This window comes from Streptomyces sp. NBC_00299 (assembly GCF_036173045.1).
In the GTDB taxonomy this organism is placed as follows: Bacteria; Actinomycetota; Actinomycetes; order Streptomycetales; family Streptomycetaceae; genus Streptomyces; species Streptomyces machairae.
This window is the reverse complement of record NZ_CP108039.1, coordinates 6,230,770-6,247,481: the sequence shown is the minus strand read 5'-3', so window position 1 is coordinate 6,247,481 and position 16,712 is coordinate 6,230,770. Positions and strand designations below refer to the sequence as shown.

The following is a 16,712-nucleotide window of genomic DNA, read 5'->3' as shown; positions in this document are numbered from 1 at the left end:
ACAGGTGTCTGCCAGGTGCCTGTTCGTTGTACACGCGAGTTCGAACGCAATAACCAGGAACGACCTCGCAGGTTTTACGAAATCCCATAGGCAACGCTAGGGTGCCTCAGATGTTCCATGCTGCCTCGTCCCCCGCATGCGCAGCGAGGGCCTGGATCGACTCCCCCGGCTTCCGGTGGGAGGGTCTGTGAACAACTCGCTGCGACCGCACGGCCACAACAGAGCGCCACTCCCCCCGGCAGAGTCGTCGGCGGACGGAGTGCCGAGTCCGCGCTCGCCGCAGAGCAAGAAGGCTCAGGCGGACAACAGACCCGCGTCCGGCGGTGCCAAGCAGCGCGACGCGTTCTTCGACAACGCCAAGTACCTGGCGATCGTACTTGTCGCCATAGGCCACGCCTGGGAGCCGATCAAGGGCGACAGCCGCATCCTGGAGGCCGTGTACACCGTCGTGTACACCTTCCACATGCCGGCGTTCATCATCATCTCCGGCTTCTTCTCGCGCAGTTTCGACGCGAGCCCCAACCGGCTGAAGCGGCTGATCACCGGCGTCGCCGTGCCGTACATCGTCTTCGAGACGGCCTACCCGCTCTTCAAGCGCTGGATCGACGACGACCCCAGCCAGAACATCAGCCTGCTGGACCCGTGGTACCTGACGTGGTTCCTGTGTGCGCTGTTCATCTGGCGGATGACCACCCCCATCTGGAAGATGGTGCGCTGGCCGCTGCCGATCGCGCTCGGCCTCGCCATGGCGGGCACGGTCACCCCGGAGATCGGTGACGACCTGGATCTGCAGCGGGTTCTGCAGTTCCTGCCGTACTTCGTGCTGGGCCTGTGCATGAAGCCCGAGCACTTCCACATGGTGCGTACGCGCACGGTGCGGATGCTGTCCGTGCCGGTGTTCGCGATGGCGCTCGGCTTCGGCTGGTGGGCGGTGCCGCGGATGAACACCGCGTGGTTCTACCACCGTGACGCCGCGCAGGAGCTGGCCGCGCCGTGGTGGAGCGGGCCGGTCATGGTGCTGGCGATGTTCGGCTGCTCGCTGGTGCTGACGGCCTGCTTCTTCGCGTGGGTGCCGCGCCGGCACATGTGGTTCACGGCGCTCGGCGCGGGCACGCTGTACGGCTATCTGCTGCACGGCTTCGTGGTGAAGGCCGGTGACTACCAGGGCTGGTTCGAGCACGCCTGGCTGCAGCGGCCGCTCGGCGAGATCTTCGTCACCGTGCTCGCGGCCGTCGGCGTGACGCTGTTGTGCACCGCGCCCGTGCAGCGGGTGTTCCGGTTCGCGATGGAGCCGAAGATGGAGTGGGCGTTCAAGCGGGACGCCGCGGAGTTGGCTCGGGAGCGGGAGAAGCGGGAAGGATCCGCCGCTCGCGAGAAGGTCAACGCCTGAGCCGATCAGTCCGCTTTCAGACCGAGAAGTGCGCGCATCCGTGCGTACTTCTCGGTCAGTCGTTTCCGGGTCGGTTCGTCGAGGGTGGCGAGGCGGTCGGGGTCGGCGTTGTGGGCCAGGTCTGCCTGCTTCACGAGGAGTGCGCCGGGGGTTTCGAGGATGCGGGCGGCGTAGGTCTCGGGGGGTTCTCCGGGGCGCTTGGTGAGGGCCAGCACCATGGCCTTGGTGCGGGGGCTCAGGGGAGCCTCTTCCAGCCACTGGGCGGTCAGGGCGTCGTCCTCCACGGCGTCGTGGAGCCAGGCTGCGGCGATCTGGTCTTCGTCGCCGCCGCGTGTGCGGACGCCTTCGGCCACGGCCGCGAGGTGCTCGGTGTAGGGGCGTCCGGCCTTGTCGGTCTGGGTTGCGTGGGCGGTTCGGGCGATGTCCTCTACGGCGGTCAGGGACAGCGGCGTTCTGGAGGTCTCGGTCACGCGTCCAGTGTCTCGCCCCAGCCGCATGTCTCGCCCCCGCCGCCCCTACCCTTCCCGCCCTCCTGAAATGCCTGGACCGGCGCCGCGAAGGGCCGGTCAGTGCGGCAGGGTTGTTTGGGCCGTTGGGCCCTCGCGGCAGATCAGTAGGAGGGCTCGGTCGTCGTTGACGTCCTTCGCCACCGCTTCGATGAGGTGCCAGGCGGCGCCGTGGAAGCCGCCGGCGACGTAGCGGTCGGCCTCTCCGGTGAGGCGGTCGATGCCCTCGACGATGTCGCGGTCCGACGTTTCGACGAGGCCGTCCGTGAAGAGCATCAGTACGTCTCCGGGGCGGAGGGAGCCCTTCACGGGGTCGAACTGGGCGCCGTCGTACACGCCGAGGAGGGGGCCCTCGGCGGCCTTCTCCTCCCAGCGGCCGCTGCCCGCGCTGAGTTGGAGACCCGGGGGGTGGCCCGCGGAGTAGAGCTCGTAGTCGCCCGAGTCCAGGTCCAGGACCAGGTGGATGGACGTGGCGAAGCCCTCGTCCCAGTCCTGGCGGAGCAGGTAGCCGTTGGCCGCCGGGAGGAACGCGTGTGGGGGCAGGCTGCCGAGCAGGCCGCCGAAGGCTCCTGAGAGCAGGAGGGCTCGGGAGGCCGCGTCCATGCCTTTGCCCGAGACGTCCGTCAGAACGACCTCCAGGGTGCGGCCGCCGTTGGTGCGGGCCGCCACCACGAAGTCGCCCGAGAAGGACTGGCCGCCCGCCGGGCGCAGGGCCATCTCGCGATGCCAACCGTGCGGCAGCTGCGGCAGCTTGCTCTGGACGCGAATGCGTTCGCGCAGGTCGAAGAGCATCGTGCCGCCGCGCCGCCAGGGCACGCCCACGCGGCTGCGGAACTGCGCGATGAGCAGGCCGAAGAAGCCGCACGCCGCCACGACCAGGACCACGCCCGGGGTGACGCGGGACGGGCCCTCCGTGTACGGGCCCAGCTGCACCGACTCGACGATGAGGGCGGTGGCCGCCGCCGCGTACAGGCCCAGCAGGCTCGCCGGGCGCAGCAGCAGTCCGCCCGCGACGATGGGGAGCACCAGCACGGCCGGCGAGAACCACACCGGGTTGGCCATCGTCACGGCACAGATCAGCGGGACCGTCAGCAGCAGGCCGGCCAGCGCGATCCAGTCGGAGCCGTCACCGCGGAAGTAGTCCACGGCACTTCTGCGCACGCCGACGCGGGCCCGGTGCCACTGCATCTTCAACCGGGCCGTGAACGTCTCGGCCACCGTGCGCCGCTCTCGTCCTGCTGCCATTAGTTCGGGACCCTATCCATCGGACCAGCTGCTTGGCACGGGAGGTCCCACTTGTCCCCCGTCCGAGGTTCGACTTCACAGTGAACTTCAAGGAAAGCCGCCTTGGCGTCGGCACCGAGAAATTCCCTCGCTCGTCCCGCAATGCCCTGGTAGGCATGTTTCATGGCGAAAGACAGTGCGAGCGGCAGCGACCGTCCGGTCCGCACCGGCCCCGAGCTGCGGGTGCTACGGCAGGACGAATGGGGCATCTGGTACGACAGCCTGATCCGTGCCTTCAGCGGAGTCCCGGAGGCGGCCGAGGAGCGGGAGTTGTGGGACTCCCTCACCGAGCTCGACCGTTCCCTCGGCGCCTGGGACGGGGACACCTGTGTGGGGACGGCCGGCGCGTTCAGCTTCCGGCTCACCGTGCCCGGCGGAGCCGCCGTGCCCGCCGCCGGGGTCACGATGGTCAGCGTCGCAGGTACGCACCGCAGACGCGGCGTCCTTACGTCGATGATGCGCCGGCAGCTGGACGACGTACGCGAGTGGGGCTGGCCGGTGGCGGTACTGACCGCCTCCGAGCCGGAGATCTACGGCCGGTTCGGCTACGGCGTCGGCACCTTCCAGGTGAGCGCCGAGATCGACACCGCGCGCGTGCGGCTGTCCGTGCCGGCCGGCACCGACGACGTACGTCTGCGCTACGCCGTACCGGCCGACGTCCTCGACGTGTGCGAGGCGCTGTACGCGCGCAAGGTGTCCGGACGGCCGGGGATGCTCGCGCGGCTGCCCGGCTGGGAGCGGCTCGGGCTGCTCGACCCGGAGAGCGACCGGGAGGGCGCGTCGCCACTGCAGTGCGTGCTGGCCGAACTGGACGGCGAGGTCGTCGGGTACGCACGTTTCCGCGTCAAGCCGGAGTGGGACGGCAACGGCCCCTGTGGTGCCGTGCACCTGCGGGACGTCCAGGCCCTGACCCCGGCGGCGGAGGCGGCGCTGTGGCGGTTCCTGTTCGGCATCGACCTGACGTCCAAGGTGACGGTGCGGTCGCGGCCGGTCGACGAGGCGTGGCAGCACCAGGTGTCGGACATCCGGCGGTGCGGTGTACGGGTGAAGGACGCCCTGCACGTACGGCTGGTGGACGTCGGGCCCGCGCTGGCGGCGAGGACGTATCAGGCGCCGGTGGACGTCGTGTTCGAGGTCGAGGACGCCTTCTGCCCCTGGAACTCGGGGCGTTGGCGGCTGGTGGGGGATGCCAAGGGCGCGTCGTGCGAGCGTACGACGGACGCCGCCGATCTCTCCTTGTCCGTACGGGAGTTGGGGGCGGCCTATCTCGGCGGCGTGAGCCTGGCGGCGCTGGGTGGCGCCGGGCGGGTGCGGGAGCTGCGGCAGGGGGCGTTGTCCGAGGCGTCCGTGGGGTTCGCCTCCGCGGTGGCTCCGTGGCTGCCGCACGGGTTCTGACGCCGGGTCAACCGGTCGCGGGGACCGGTTGCGGGGTCGGTCACGGTGTCTGGCAGTCCGGGCACCAGAAGAGGTTGCGGGCGGCCAGGTCGGCGGTGCGGATCTCGCCCCCGCAGATGTGGCAGGGCAGGTTGGCCCGGCGGTAGACGTAGACCTCGCCGCCGTGGTCGTCGATGCGGGGCGGGCGGCCCATCGCCTCCGGGGTGTGCTCGGGGCGGACGGTGTCGATGCGGTTGTTGCGGACGCCCTCGCGCATGAGGTCGACGAGGTCCGTCCAGATGGCGCCCCACTGGGCGGGGGTGATGTCCCTGCCCGTGCGGTACGGGTCGATGCGGTGCCGGAAGAGGACCTCGGCGCGGTAGACGTTGCCGACGCCGGCGATGACCTTCTGGTCCATCAGCAGGGCGGCGACGGTCGTACGGCTGCGGGAGATTCTGCTGTAGGCGGTGTGCGGGTCCGCGTCGGCTCGGAGGGGGTCCGGGCCCAGGCGGTCGTGTATCGCCTGCTTCTCCGCATGGGTGATGAGGGCGCAGGTGGTGGGGCCGCGGAGGTCGACGTATGCGGTGGTGTTCGCGAGGCGCAGGCGGACGGTGTCCGTGGGTGGGGGTGCGGGGGCGTCGCCGAAGTTGACCTTGCCGAAGAGGCCGAGGTGGATGTGGACCCAGTCGGTGTCGCGGAAGGCGAGGAAGAGGTGTTTGCCGTGGGCCTCGGTGTGGGTGAGTTCCGCGCGGTCGAGGAGGGCCGCGGCGTCTGAGAACTTGCCCTGGGGGCTGGTGACGCGGGGGGTGGTGCCGAGGAATGCGGTGGCGTAGTCCTGGGCCAGACGGTGGATGGTGTGGCCCTCGGGCACGGTGGCTCCTTGTTGGTGTGCGGGTGCCTGCGGCGGCGGGGCAGGGGGTTTCGCCCCCGCCGCCCCCTACCCTTCCCGTCCCCCACGGGCTCTGCCCCTTCGACCCCGGCCCCCGGGGGCTGCCGCCCCCAGACCCCCCGCTGTCGGCCCTGAACGGGCCTCGTCCTCAAACTCCCCCAGAGCGGGTACCCCCAGACGGGCTGAAATGCCCGGACCGGCGTCTTCGGGTGCCGGCCTGTGACTACTGCTGCGGGTGGTGCGGCGGGATCGGGGGGAGGTCGCCCGTCGTTTCGTAGGCCGAGAGCATTTCGATGCGGCGGGTGTGGCGGTCCTCGCCCGAGTACGGGGTGTTGAGGAAGGTCTCGACGAACTTGGTCGCCTCGTCCTGGGTGTGCATGCGGGCGCCCACGGCGACGACGTTGGCGTTGTTGTGCTGGCGGCCGAGGGAGGCCGTCTCCTCGCTCCAGGCCAGCGCCGCACGGACGCCCTTGACCTTGTTGGCGGCGATCTGCTCGCCGTTGCCCGAGCCGCCGATCACGATGCCGAGGGCATCGGGGTCCGCGGCCGTCTTCTCCGCCGCGCGGAGGCAGAAGGGCGGGTAGTCGTCCTGGGCGTCGTAGATGTGGGGGCCGCAGTCCACCGGGTCGTGGCCGGCCGCCTTGAGCCAGTCGACGAGGTGGTTCTTGAGTTCGAAGCCCGCATGGTCGGAGCCGAGATACACGCGCATGGAACGAGTGTGACACGGGTGTTTCGGGGCAGCAGCGCCGGGTGTCAATGGCGTCAATTGTGACGCACACCATGGAAGCTCAAGAAAACCTCAAGTAACAATCCCGAATCAAAGGTTCCCGAATCCGTTCTCCTCCGATTCACTGGTCCGACTCGTACGCCTCATGCACCCCGCTAGTACGAGGACCGCTCACCACGGCGCAAAGGAAATCCGTTCCATGACTTCGCAGCCGACCCAGAAATCGGCCGGACCGGCCGAACCGGCCGCAGGCGGCCACGGTCTACAGGCCGGGCTCAAGAACCGCCATCTGTCCATGATCGCCATCGGCGGTGTCATCGGCGCCGGACTCTTCGTCGGGTCCAGCTCCGGTATCGCCACCGCGGGCCCCGGCATCCTTCTCTCCTACGCCCTCGTCGGCACGCTCGTGGTGCTGGTGATGCGGATGCTCGGTGAGATGTCCGCGGCGAACCCGACCTCCGGATCGTTCTCCGCCCACGCCGACCGCGCGCTCGGCAGCTGGGCCGGCTTCTCCATCGGCTGGCTGTACTGGTTCTTCTGGGTGGTCGTGCTGGCGGTCGAGGCGACCGCCGGTGCGGTGATCCTGGAGGGCTGGATTCCGGCCGTCCCGCAGTGGGGCTGGGCCTTGATCGTGATGGTGGTGCTGACCGCCACCAACCTCGTCTCCGTGGGGTCGTACGGCGAGTTCGAGTTCTGGTTCGCCGGGATCAAGGTCGTCGCCATCGCCGCGTTCATCATCATCGGCGGGCTGGCCGTGTTCGGGCTGCTGCCCGGCGTCGACAGCGAGCAGGCCAGCCTGAGCAACCTCACCGAGCACGGCGGATTCCTGCCCAACGGGCCCGGTGCCATCCTCACCGGTGTGCTGCTCGTCGTCTTCTCCTTCATGGGCAGCGAGATCGCCACCCTCGCCGCCGGTGAGTCCGAGAACCCGCAGCAGGCCGTCACCAAGGCCACCAACAGCATCATCTGGCGTGTCGCCGTCTTCTACCTCGGCTCGATCTTCGTCGTCGTGGCCCTGCTGCCGTGGGACAGCAAGTCCATCGCCGACGACGGTTCGTACGTCGCGGCGCTCAACTCCCTCGGCATCCCGCACGCCGGTCAGATCATGAACTTCATCGTGCTGACCTCGGTGCTGTCCTGCCTCAACTCCGGCCTCTACACCGCCTCCCGCATGGCCTTCTCCCTCGGCCAGCGCGGTGACGCGCCGAAGTCCTTCGGCCGCACGACCGGCAACGGCGTGCCGCGCACGGCGATCCTCGTGTCCGTCGTGTTCGGCTTCGTGGCCGTGTTCTTCAACTACAAGTTCCCGGACTCCGTCTTCCTCTTCCTGGTCAACTCCTCGGGTGCGGTCGCGCTGTTCGTCTGGCTGGTGATCTGCTTCTCGCAGCTGCGCATGCGGAAGATCATCAAGGCCGAGGCGCCGGAGAAGCTGGTCGTGAAGATGTGGCTGTACCCGTATCTGACCTGGGCCACGGCCGCGCTGATCGTGTTCGTCCTCGGCTACATGCTCACCGACACCGAGCACGACGGCCGCAAGACCGTGCTGCTGTCGCTGCTGGTGGCCGCGCTCGTGCTGGCCGTCGCCTTCATCAAGCAGATGGTGCGCGGCGGACACGGCCCCGCGAGTGTCGAGGCCGCTGCCGCGTCGGACGCGCCGCGCGACGAGGTCAAGACCGGCTGACCCGGACCGGCTGACCTCTGCCCCCCTCGGCCACGGGCTGAGAACAGGCCGAGAAACAGGCCGAGGGGCCCTTGGGACGCTTGCGCGTTCCGAGGGCCCCTCGGCATTTGTGCTCACAGCACGGTGAAGCTGTCCTTCACCTTCTCGTAGGTCTTCAGTGCCTGCTCTTCCATGTCCGGCTGGTACCACGTGTTGATCTGGTACGACTTCCCGTCGACCGTGAAGCCCAGCAGCCGGGCGTGCCAAGGGAGATCGTCGAGGGTGAAGGTGTACTCCCAGACCACCGCCGGGTGTCCGCGGAACGTCGTCCGCTCCAGGCGCATCTTGTTGTAGTCCCGGCCCTGTTGGGCGTTCTGCTCCGACTTCTGCCAGGAATCCATGAGGTCGTTGCGGGCCAGGGAGGACTTGGCGGCGAGTTCCTGCTTGGCGTCCGGTGACGTGTAGTGCACCTCCGACCCGGTCTTGACGTCCCGCTGCCAGCCCTCGGGGGGCGCCCACGCGAACCCGCCTGCCTCACGGCGCGCGCCGGGCGGCAGGCTCTGCGGCCTCGACGTGCCCTCCACCGTGGACGAGGGGCCGGCGCCCGGGGAGGACGCGGCCGAGGCGAGGGGTGACGGGGAGGAGCTTGCCTTGTCGTCCTCGGGCGAACCGGAGTTGGCCACCAGGACGACCGCCACGACGGCGCCGGCGGCGACGCTTGCGACGGCGGCGATGAGAGTCGTACGGCGATGCCGCCCGCGCCGGCGCTCGGCCGGGACGGCCGGGCCGGGGAGTTCGCCGGGCGGCATGGCGGGAGGGGTGGGAGGCCTGGCGCCGTAAGGACCGGTACCGGGGCCGCCGGGTGCGGGGCCCGGCCCCGGCGCCGGCCGCCGCTCGGTCCCCGCTTCGGAGCGGACCAGGGAGACGCCGTTGCGGCGGGGTCCCGCGCTACCGGAATCGCCGGCCGGGGTGGGCGAGCGCACCTCTGAACTGGCCCGGGAGGCGAGTTCGGTGGAGGCGTTGGGGGCGCGAGGGGGCTCCTCCGTCGCTGGGGGCGGGGTGCCGTTCGAGGGAGCAGCGGCGACCGCTTCGGGCGCGGGCGCCTTGGCCTCGGGTGCGGCCGGGACGCGAGTGGTGGGGGTTGAGGTGAGGGGTGGGGTGGGTGTGGGCGTGCGGGTGGGGGTGGGGTTCGGTGGCGGTGGCGGGATGGCGTCGTGTACGTCGTCCGGCTGCCGGGGGTCGGGCCTGGGCGGGACGCGGGGGGTTTCCAGGTAGGCCGGGGTGGGCGATTCCCCCGGGGACTTCGGGTTCCAAGGGAGGTGAGGGGTCGCCGTTGCCGATGCGGGGTGGTCGGGGGTGGCTGCGGCGGAGTCCGGGGCCGCGCCGCCGCGTTCGGGCTCGGGGCGGGCAGGTTCAGGGGGCGGGCTGGGTATGGGCTCGGGTCCGCTGTGATGTACGGGGGCGGGGCTTGGTTCAGGGGCCGCGCTTCGTGCGGGGTCGGCGCTGCGTGCGGGGTCGGGGCCCGGTGCGGGTGCAGAGTGGCGTACGGAGTCGGGGCCCCGTACTGCTTCAGGCGCATGCTCTGCGTCCTGCTCGGAACGAGGCACCCCAGGCTCGGTGCCTGCCCCAGCCTCCAACTGGCCTGGGCCGTCGGCAGCCCCCGCGCGCGACCACCCGGAGCCCGCAGCAGCCCCCGCGCCCAACGCACCGGAATCGGCAGCGCCCTCGGCGTCCAACTCACCGGGCCCAGCGACACCCCCGGCGCCCGACCCCCCAGGCCCCGCCAGGGTCTCTGGCTCGCCGCTCCCCGGCGCACCCATGGCCGGCGCCGGTGGTGTCACCGGCATTGTCGGGGTGGGTGCCGGGAAGGCCACCGGCTGGAGGGCCGTTTCCAGGGTGTCCAGGCCGGGGCGGAGGGTCGGGTCCTTGTCCAGGAGGGCGGCGAGGATGCTACGCAAAGGGCCTGCCGTGGACGGGAGTTCGGGCTCCTCGTACAGGACCGCGTGCAGGGTCGCGAGGGTCGTGTCGCGGGAGAAGGGTGAGCGGCCGGCGAGGGCCGCGCACAGGGTGGCACCCAGGGACCAGATGTCCGACGGTGGGCCCTGGGGGCGCCCGGAGATGCGCTCGGGGGCCATGTAGTCGGGCGAGCCGACCAGCATGCCGACCATGGTGAGCGCCTTCGCGTCCTGGATCGCCGCGATGCCGAAGTCCGTCAGGACGACCCGGCCCCGCCCGCGTGCCACCTCCGTCTCCACCAGGACGTTGCCCGGCTTGATGTCACGGTGGAGCACCCCCCGGTCGTGGACCTGGCGCAGAGCCGCGAGCAGGCCGATGCCGATCCGGGCCGTTTCGCACGGGCCCAGCGGACCCTCCTCCGCCATGATGCGTTCCAGGGAGCGGCCGGCCACCAACTCCATGACGATCCACAGGCGTTCGCCCTCGTCGACCACGTCGTAGACCCGTACGACGTTGGGGTGGTCGATCCTTGCCGTAGCCCTCGCCTCACGCAGGGTGCGTTCGCGGCGTGTGCGGGTGTCCTCCGGGTCGAGGCCGTCAATGCGCATTTCCTTGACGGCGACCAGGCGATCAAGTATTTCGTCGACCGCTCGCCACACGCGCCCCATTCCCCCCTGGCCGATGCTCTCGACCAGTCGATAGCGCCCCGTCACCAGTAAACCTGGAACCCCACCGCTCCTCGTATTTCCCATATTCCCCGGCAATCCACTGCACCCCCCTCGATGCCGCACCAGACATTCGCCATTGAAACACAATGGTCACACTTCAGCCTGTACCAGCATAGTGCGGAGAAATCTTGTGGTACCTCTTCAAGTACTGCGAATTCAGGCGCAGGCAAGGGGGACGAACATGAGTTCTCGTCGCACGACGGCCATCGCGGGATCGCTGGTCGCGACATCTTTCTCGGCAGTGATGATCCTTTCCTTCACTGCCAGTGCGGACGACCAGGGACCCGGGAGCAGCAAGGGGGGAAAGGTCATCGACGAGGCACCGGCGGGCGTGAAGCTCACCACCGAACTGCCCGAGAAAATCTCGGTGAACAACAGTTCGCAGGAAACCGAGATCACCGCCACCGTCAAGAACGAAGGGACCAAGGACAGCGGAAAGATCCAGCTTTTGGTGGTCGGGTTCGACGGCCTGACGGTCAAGAATGTCGAGGGCTGCTCGGCAATCGAGAAAAACAGTCTTCCGGAGGGCTCGAACAGCGGTTTCGCCTGCCCCGTCGACAATCTCCCCGCCGGTGACTCGAAGTCGTATGCCGTGGACGCGACGTACGACCTCGGCAAGGAGGGCAAGATCTGTCTCCCCGTCCAGCCCGGTGACGGCAAGAAGACGTACTGGCAGCAGGGCCCGGTGCCGTTCGGCACGACGAACCCGTCACCGGATGCTCCGGCCACCCCGCTGCTGCTCGGCACCGACAACAAGCCGGTCGCTCCGGGCGCCGACGAACTGCCCAAGACCGGCCTCGGCCGGGACGTCCTGCCGCTCGGCGCGGCCGGCGCGACGCTGATCGCGGCCGGTGCGGCCGGGCTGTGGTGGTCTCAACTGCGGCGGCCTCGGCGGTCGCAGGAGGCCTGAGACAGGAGGGCTGAGACAGGGGGCTGAGCCAGGAGGGCTGAGAGGCGACGGGGTCCGTCCGGCACAGAAACGGGCCCCGTCCGGCACGGAAATGGCCCTGTCCGACGCAGAACACGAAGAGGCTCGCCGGGTGCGGTACGACCCGGCGAGCCTCTTCCGCGAGAACTACGACCTCAGCGGTTGGCGAACTTCCAGGCCGTGGGCAGCGCGCCCATCGCGAGGGCCGCCTTGAGGGCGTCGCCGATCAGGAACGGGGTGAGGCCGGCCGCGATCGCGGCGGTCGCCGACATGCCGGTGGCGAGGGCCAGGTAGGGGACGCCGACGGCGTAGATGATCGCCTCGCCCAGCAGCATGGCACCCGCGGTGCGCAGGGCGGTGCGGTCGGCGCCGCGGCGGGCCAGGGCGCCGACGACGGTGGACGCGAGGATCATGCCGAGGATGTAGCCGAAGGACGGGGCCGCGGCGCCGGAGGTGCCGTCCGCGAACCACGGCACGCCCGCGATGCCCGCCAGCGCGTACAGCGCGAGGGAGAGGAAGCCGCGGCCGGCGCCGAGGGCCGTGCCGACCAGCAGCACCGCGAGGGTCTGGCCGGTCACCGGCACCGGGGAGCCCGGCACGGGCACGGCGATCTGGGCCGCGAGGCCGGTGAGCGCGGCACCGCCGACGACGAGCGCGATGTCGCGGACGCGGGAGGCCGGGAGCAGGTCGGCGAGGACCTGTCCGGTGCGGGCGGGGGCGGCGGCAGCGGTGCTCATGGGGACTCCGCGGGGTGAGGGCAGTACGGGACGCTGTGACGCTATCCCAGCGTGTGCATGCCCATCACCGTCAGTAGTCGACAAAGGGCGGATCACGGGGTTGGTGGGCTCCGGACAAAGGGTGGGGGTTACACCGGGTACGAGGTGACGCCGGTCACTGAGGCGGGGACGTTCAGCTCACAGGCCGGTCTGCCGTCTCGCCCGTCGGTCGCCGTCTGGGCAGCGGTGGGCCGTTTTGCTAGCTTCGAGCGCATGGTCGCCCAGTCCCGGAACTTCTCGTCGCGTCGCCACGTCGACCTGCGACGCGTGGGCGCGGCCGCCTGTCGCCGTACGGGGTGAGTCGGCCCGTCGGTTCGGCTCGCCCGCATCAGACGGCGCAGTGTCGGACCGGCTCCCGAGGAAGTTCCCCATGCCCCGTATCGCGGCACCCACCCTTTCGGCCTCGACGTCGGCCTCGACGTCGGCCGCGGCCTCGAATTCGTCTCCGATCCCCCGTGTCTCCGACCGCGACCGGCGCCGGACCAGCGCCAGCGTCATCCTGCGGTCCGTCCTTGAGCACGGGCCGGTGGCGCGCAGCACCATCGCCCGGCTGACGGGCCTTTCACCGGCGTCGGTGACCGACCACTGCGCCCGTCTCGCCGAGCTCGGGTTCGTCCGGGAGGCCACCGCACCCCGGCGGTCCAACGGCGTCGGCCGGCCGCACGTACCCCTCGACATGGACAACTCGCGGTTCGTGGTGGGCGGGGTGCACGTCGCGGTGCCGTACACCACCGTGGCGCTGCTCGATCTGCGCGGACGGGTCGTCGCAGAACGGGAGTTGAAGCACTCGGGTGCCCCGGATCCGTACGGCGTCCTGGCCCGCGCCGCCGACGGGCTCGCCGCGCTGCTGGATGCGGCGCCGGGCAGCCGGCCGCTCGGTGTCGGCTTCGCCGCGGGCGGCTGGGTGGACCGGGACTCCGGGACCGTCGTCGAGCATCCGATGCTGGGCTGGCGCGAGGTACCGGTGCGGGAGGTGCTCGGCGCCCACACCGGGCTGCCGGTCCATGTGGACGGGCACGCGCGGGCGTTGGTGAACGCGGAGCGCCTCTTCGGGCGGGCGCGCGGCAGCCGGAGCGTGCTGCATCTGTTCGTCGGCAATGTGGTCGACGCGGCGTTCGCCACCAACGACGAGGTGCACCACGGCCCCCGCTCGCAGGCAGGCGCCATCGCCCATCTGCCGGTGCCCGGCGGCACGGAGACCTGCGACTGCGGGCGGGTCGGCTGCCTCCAGGCCGAGCTGAGCGAGCGGACGTTGTGCCGACGGGCGCGGGCTGCCGGCGTCATCGACGGGACGAACCCGACGCATGTCCTGCGCGCGGCGGCGGGCGGGGACCCGCTGGCGGTACGGCTGTTGACCGACCGGGCGCGGATGACGGGCCGGGCGGTGGGGCTGCTGCTCGACGTGCTCAACCCGGAGACGGTCGTCGTCACCGAGATCGGCATTCTGAGCCGGGAGGACTGCCTGGGCTCGCTGCGCGCAACGGTGGGGAGCGAGCGAGCGGCGGCCGTCGCGCCGTCCAGTTTCGCGGATTCCGTGCTTGCCACGGCCGGTGGCTCGGTGGCGCTGGACGTGCTGTACCGGGATCCGCTGGGCGCGTCCTTCGAGCGCGTCACCTGAGGCTATTTAATTCAGAAACTCGGAATATTGACAGGGACCGCCGATGACCAGGAACATCCTGCTCATGAGCCCGTTCGTGAGCTGTCGCACCCACTGTTGCTGACACGTTGCCGCGTGTGAAGCGCTCATTTCTTCCTGCGTGAATTCCCTTTCTCCGGCTTCTCCTGCCCGGAATTCCGCATGCCTTCTTGCCCTTTTTTCTCACTCACGGAGTCCTCCCATGTCCTCTTCTCCTGTGCCGGGTGTCGACCGACGGTTCTTCCTCACCTCCCTGCTCGGCGCCGCGGCCGGCGTCGCCGGACTCAGCGGCTGCGCCGACGGCAGCGCGGCCGCCGCCGACAAGGGCGCCTCGACCGCCCCGCTGGCCAAGAACGTGCCCGCCGGTACGAGCCTGAAGATCGCCTCGTACCAGAACACCCAGCAACTTCAGTTCAGACTGGCCAAGTTGGGCGATCCGCCCTTCAAGGTCAGCAACTGGCTGAACATCGGCGCCGGGCCCGATGTCATCAACGCCTTCCGGGCCAAGTCCCTGGACCTCGCCAACAACGCGGGCATCCCGCCGATCCAGGCGTACTACCAGGGCTTCGACGCGAAGATCGTGGCGATCAACATCACCCGCAAGCCCAACTACCTCTTCGCCACCAAGCCCGGCAGCGACATCCGGTCGGTCGACGACTTCAAGGGCAGGCGGCTCGCCTTCTCGCAGGGCCAGGCGCAGGGCGTCGTCCTGTTGCGCGCCCTGAAGAAGGCGGGGCTGAAGTACGACGACGTGGAGCTGGTCCCGCTGACCAGCAACCAGTTCCTCACGGCCCTGCAGTCCGGGCAGGTCGACATCGCCCCGCTCGCCAACAGTCAGGCGCCCGCCTATCTGAAGCAGTACGAGGGCAAGGGCGCCCGCATCGTCACCACCGACGTCGTGGACCTGCTCAGCCTGCTGTGGGCGCCGGTCTCCGTGCTGAACGACTCCGCGAAGGCCGCCGCGATCGCCGCGTACATCCCGTACTGGGCCAAGGGCCAGGTGTGGACGTACGAGCACCCCGACGTCTGGAACCGCGAGTTCTACGTCAAGACACAGAATCTGACCCTGCCTCAGGCCGAGGCGATAACCGAGCTCGCCAACAAGCCGCATTTCCCGCCGAACTGGGACGAGGCCATCAAGTGGGAGCAGGAGACCGCGGATCTGCTCGCGGAGGGCGGGTTCGTGAAGAAGTTCGACGTCAGCGAGCTCTTCGACCATCGCTTCGAGGGCATCGCCGCGAAGTCCGTACCGGCCGAGTACCGGAAGTGACCGCCATGACCACGACCACCCTGCACAAGGCCGCCGCCGTCGCCACCGACGCCGACGAGCGGCCCCGTAAACGCCGCCGCGGGCTCGCACCCGGCAAACGCCTTCCCGCCGCCCGGCTCGCCGGGCCCCTGCTGGTGCTCGTCCTGTGGGCCGTCGCGTCCGCAGCCGAGGCGCTCGACCCCGCCGCGATTCCCGCGCCCTGGACGGTGGTGGAGACCGGCGCCCAGCTGTGGACCGACGGGACCCTGATCACCGACATCCTCACCTCGTTGCAGCGGGCCGCGTCCGGCTTCGCGATCGGTCTGACCGCCGGCGTCGTGCTGGCCCTGGCCTCCGGGCTCACCCGCACCGGGGAGGCCCTGATCGACGGCACGGTCAACCTCAACCGGGCCATCCCGACCCTCGGTCTGATCCCGCTGTTCATCCTCTGGCTGGGCATCGGCGAGACCTTCAAGATCGCCATCATCGCGATCGTCGTCTACATCCCGATCTACCTCAACACGCATGCCGCCCTGTCCGGCATCGACAACCGGTTCGTCGAGCTCGCCGAGGTGCAGGGCCTGTCGAAGCTGCGCTTCATCCGGGAGATCGTCATCCCCGGTGCGCTGCCCGGGTTCTTCGTGGGACTCCGGCTCGGCGTGACCGGCTCCTGGCTGGGCCTGGTGGTCCTGGAGCAGATCAACGCCACCAGTGGCCTCGGCTACATGATGTTCCAGGCCACGAACTACGGCCAGTCGGACGTCATCCTCGTCGGCCTGGTCGTCTACGGCATCTTCGGCCTCGCCTCGGACAGCACGGTCCGCATCGTCGAACGGAGGGTGCTGTCGTGGCGCCGCACACTGAGCAGCTGACCCGTCCCGCCGTCCAGCTCCGCGCGCTGACACGCTCGTTCGACCAGCGTGTCGTGCTCGACGGCATCGACCTGGACATTCCCGCCGGCCAGTTCGTGGCCCTGCTGGGGCACAGCGGCTCCGGCAAGAGCACCCTGCTGCGAGCGGTCGCCGGTCTCGACCACGAGGTCACCGGCAGCGGACAGCTCACCGCCCCGGACCGGGTGTCGGTCGTCTTCCAGGACTCCCGGCTACTGCCCTGGCGTCGCGTCCTCGCCAACGTGCTCCTCGGGCTCGAGGGCAGGGAGGCGGAGCAGAAGGGCCGCGAGGCCCTCGCCGAGGTCGGGCTGAAAGGCCGCGAGGGCGCCTGGCCCAACGAGCTGTCCGGCGGCGAGCAGCAGCGCGCGGCACTGGCCCGCTCACTCGTCCGTGAGCCCGAACTCCTGCTGGCCGACGAGCCGTTCGGGGCGCTGGACGCGCTGACCCGCATCAGGATGCATGCCCTGCTCAGGGAGCTGTGGGAGCGGCACCGGCCCTCGGTGCTGCTGGTCACGCATGACGTGGACGAGGCGATCGTGCTCGCGGACCGGGTGCTCGTGCTGGAGCGGGGGCGTATCGGGCTCGACCTCGCGATCGACCGGCCGCATCCGCGGTCGTACCGGGATCCGTTGCTCGGGGAGTACCGGGAGCGGTTGCTGGCCGCGCTCGGAGTGACGGAGGACCACTGAAATGACCGTCAGCTGCCCGTGACCGCCTCT

14 protein-coding genes are annotated in these 16,712 nt (G+C 70.1%); 8 read left to right on the top strand and 6 right to left on the bottom strand.

The features are described 5' to 3' along the window. Positions 1 to 259 precede the first annotated feature (259 nt). Positions 260 to 1,390, top strand: coding sequence for an acyltransferase family protein (locus OHT51_RS27800; protein ID WP_328881646.1), 1,131 nt, complete (start codon positions 260 to 262; stop codon positions 1,388 to 1,390). 5 nt (positions 1,391 to 1,395) lie between these two features. Here the strand turns inward: OHT51_RS27800 and OHT51_RS27795 are convergent, their stop codons facing one another. Both OHT51_RS27795 and OHT51_RS27790 read right to left on the bottom strand, forming a co-directional pair. Beyond that, complete coding sequence (locus OHT51_RS27795; protein ID WP_443052577.1) at positions 1,396 to 1,860, bottom strand: HD domain-containing protein; 465 nt, start codon at positions 1,858 to 1,860, stop codon at positions 1,396 to 1,398. Between the two features lie 96 nt (positions 1,861 to 1,956). After that, the gene (locus OHT51_RS27790) at positions 1,957 to 3,141 is read right to left on the bottom strand and encodes a PP2C family protein-serine/threonine phosphatase (protein ID WP_328881644.1); all 1,185 of its coding nucleotides are present in this window, start codon (positions 3,139 to 3,141) and stop codon (positions 1,957 to 1,959) included. Between the two features lie 162 nt (positions 3,142 to 3,303). Here OHT51_RS27790 and OHT51_RS27785 point away from each other — a divergent pair, with 162 nt between their 5' ends. Then, entirely contained in the window at positions 3,304 to 4,575 is a 1,272-nt protein-coding gene (locus tag OHT51_RS27785) for a GNAT family N-acetyltransferase (RefSeq protein WP_328881643.1), read from the top strand. A gap of 40 nt (positions 4,576 to 4,615) precedes the next feature. Here the strand turns inward: OHT51_RS27785 and OHT51_RS27780 are convergent, their stop codons facing one another. Further along, the gene (locus OHT51_RS27780; RefSeq protein WP_328881642.1) at positions 4,616 to 5,425 is read right to left on the bottom strand and encodes an Fpg/Nei family DNA glycosylase; all 810 of its coding nucleotides are present in this window, start codon (positions 5,423 to 5,425) and stop codon (positions 4,616 to 4,618) included. 241 nt (positions 5,426 to 5,666) lie between these two features. Further along, positions 5,667 to 6,152 carry a ribose-5-phosphate isomerase gene (locus OHT51_RS27775; RefSeq protein ID WP_328881641.1) on the bottom strand — a complete coding sequence of 162 codons (486 nt, stop codon included), beginning with the start codon at positions 6,150 to 6,152 and terminating at the stop codon, positions 5,667 to 5,669. Between the two features lie 217 nt (positions 6,153 to 6,369). Here OHT51_RS27775 and OHT51_RS27770 point away from each other — a divergent pair, with 217 nt between their 5' ends. Then, complete coding sequence (locus OHT51_RS27770) at positions 6,370 to 7,851, top strand: amino acid permease (RefSeq protein ID WP_328881640.1); 1,482 nt, start codon at positions 6,370 to 6,372, stop codon at positions 7,849 to 7,851. A 113-nt stretch (positions 7,852 to 7,964) separates the two neighbouring features. Here the strand turns inward: OHT51_RS27770 and OHT51_RS27765 are convergent, their stop codons facing one another. Beyond that, a complete protein-coding gene (locus OHT51_RS27765; protein ID WP_328884458.1) occupies positions 7,965 to 10,454 on the bottom strand; it encodes a serine/threonine-protein kinase in 2,490 nt (829 codons plus the stop codon). A gap of 241 nt (positions 10,455 to 10,695) precedes the next feature. On the opposite strand from OHT51_RS27765, the gene OHT51_RS27760 reads away from it, so the two are divergent. Beyond that, positions 10,696 to 11,424, top strand: coding sequence for a hypothetical protein (locus OHT51_RS27760; protein WP_328881639.1), 729 nt, complete (start codon positions 10,696 to 10,698; stop codon positions 11,422 to 11,424). 173 nt (positions 11,425 to 11,597) lie between these two features. Here OHT51_RS27760 and OHT51_RS27755 read toward each other — a convergent pair whose 3' ends face one another. Beyond that, complete coding sequence (locus OHT51_RS27755) at positions 11,598 to 12,179, bottom strand: biotin transporter BioY (protein ID WP_328881638.1); 582 nt, start codon at positions 12,177 to 12,179, stop codon at positions 11,598 to 11,600. Positions 12,180 to 12,588: 409 nt separating this feature from the next. Here OHT51_RS27755 and OHT51_RS27750 point away from each other — a divergent pair, with 409 nt between their 5' ends. The 4 genes from OHT51_RS27750 (at position 12,589) to OHT51_RS27735 (ending at position 16,682) form a co-directional block, all read left to right on the top strand. Beyond that, on the top strand, positions 12,589 to 13,836 hold the full coding sequence (locus OHT51_RS27750) for an ROK family transcriptional regulator (protein WP_328881637.1): 1,248 nt from the start codon (positions 12,589 to 12,591) through the stop codon (positions 13,834 to 13,836). Between the two features lie 220 nt (positions 13,837 to 14,056). Then, the gene (locus OHT51_RS27745) at positions 14,057 to 15,124 is read left to right on the top strand and encodes an ABC transporter substrate-binding protein (protein WP_328881636.1); all 1,068 of its coding nucleotides are present in this window, start codon (positions 14,057 to 14,059) and stop codon (positions 15,122 to 15,124) included. 5 nt (positions 15,125 to 15,129) lie between these two features. After that, entirely contained in the window at positions 15,130 to 15,975 is an 846-nt protein-coding gene (locus OHT51_RS27740; RefSeq protein ID WP_443052576.1) for an ABC transporter permease, read from the top strand. Continuing rightward, entirely contained in the window at positions 15,951 to 16,682 is a 732-nt protein-coding gene (locus OHT51_RS27735) for an ABC transporter ATP-binding protein (RefSeq protein ID WP_328881634.1), read from the top strand. The genes OHT51_RS27740 and OHT51_RS27735 overlap by 25 nt, the downstream gene beginning before the upstream one ends. Positions 16,683 to 16,712 lie beyond the last annotated feature (30 nt).